1 protein-coding gene is annotated in these 1,676 nt (G+C 41.5%); it reads left to right on the top strand.

All coding sequences use genetic code 11. From position 1 onward, the window contains the following. Nucleotides 1–1,600, top strand: a 1,600-nt coding sequence (locus BN3456_RS00975) for a hypothetical protein (RefSeq protein WP_242862772.1), incomplete at its 5' end; no start/stop codon positions are given. Between the last annotated feature and the right edge of the window lie 76 nt (nucleotides 1,601–1,676).

Genomic DNA, 1,676 nt, shown 5'->3' with positions numbered 1-1,676 from the left:
TTTTTGTCAAAAAACACTTGACAGTTTACTCGAAAAATGCGGCGCTTCGCGCCTATTGATCAATAAGTACCGTTCGCTTGCGGGCGGCACACATTTTTCGATTGGAGGCGATTTTTTGTTACCTGTTAACTCTGGCGGTCATTCCGCCTATCAAGACTTTGTTCTTGAAAATCTTCGTAAATACTATCCTAATCCTGATTCTATTGCTCGTTCTACCTGGGACATCATTGATCGGTTTTGGAACCTTGACCTTTCCTTCACGGATGAATTCATGAGAGATAAATACTCCGTTTTTGGACCAAAACCAAGAACCCCTTCCTGCATGCAGCGTTCCTATCTGTTGTCGATTGATTTCAAAGTATCTTCGCTGACTGATTGGGCTGCTCAACTTAAAATCAACCCTCTCTATGCCATCTTAAGCGGCTTTGAATTCGGTGACACTCCTGGTGTTGGCACCTTTTATGATTTCCTAAATCGCTTATGGGATTCCGATGATAATCATCTTTCTCCGCATATACATCCTCTCAAGGCGAAGGTAAAGAAACCTAAGACAAAAGGTACCAAAGCTGATTCTGTTGAAAAGGTCAAAGTGGAACAACTACTTCCACAATTAGAGAACACTACCTTTGACATCAAGGATCAACCATATGGTTCTCTTTTCATCCTTTATCAAAAAGAATTCCTATATCAGTCTGTTTCCAAAGGGCTTATCGATACCCAATCACTTGCCCTAGCTGGCGATGGAACTCCTGTCGTAACATCTCACAGAGAGCGTAAACATCGTGTCTGCAGCTGTGCTTCTAAAGGCATTACTGACTGCAAATGTGACAGATATTTTTCTCAGCCTGATTGCGATATCGGTTGGGACTCATCCAGAGATTGTTATTACCACGGCTATGACCTTTACATGCTTGTCGCTTCTGATTCAGAAAGCGATCTGCCAGTTTTTCCATTGCTTAATCCAGCTTCAAAGCATGATTCACACGGATTTTTGCTTAACTTCTTCAGAATGAAGAGTTTTCTTCCTGACTTTAATATCACAAAGATGCTTCTGGATTCTGCACACGATGCAATGCCTTACTATGAGTATTTCAGACGGGCACATATCACACCTTTTATTGATCTGAATGGTAAAGGTGGCGTTAAGCTGCCTTACAAGGACGACTTCACCATTGGCAAAGATGGGGTTCCTGTATGCAGAGAAGGCAGACGTATGAACCATGATGGCTCTGAGCCTTCAAAATATCGTGTGAAATTCAGATGCCCTTTAGCCAGCAGAAAATATAGCTGTTCCTGTGAACACCCCTGCTCTGATTCTAAATATGGAAGAACCGTACATGTGGCAATGAAGGATAATCCAAGACTGTTTAATATTCCACCTCGTGACTCTGATGAATGGAAACTTGAGTATAATGCAAGAACTTCTGCAGAACGTTCGAATAAACGTGAGAAATTAGACTTTAAATTAGAAGACGGCAGACACCGCTCAACTAAGATGTGGTACTGCCGCCTCTATCACATCCTGATGTTACAACATCTGGATGCCTGGGATATGCCTTTTGAATCCGCCCTCAGAAAGTTGATTCTACAAGCAGCATAATCCGTTTTTATTATAACAAATTTTTCAGGCATAGCGACAGTTATGTCTATTTCTCATACTCTTTTTTCACTATTTA

The sequence above is a fragment of the Clostridium sp. C105KSO13 genome, assembly GCF_001517425.1.
GTDB lineage: Bacteria > Bacillota > Clostridia > Lachnospirales > Lachnospiraceae > Muricomes.
This window is presented reverse-complemented; position numbering and strand designations above follow the sequence as displayed.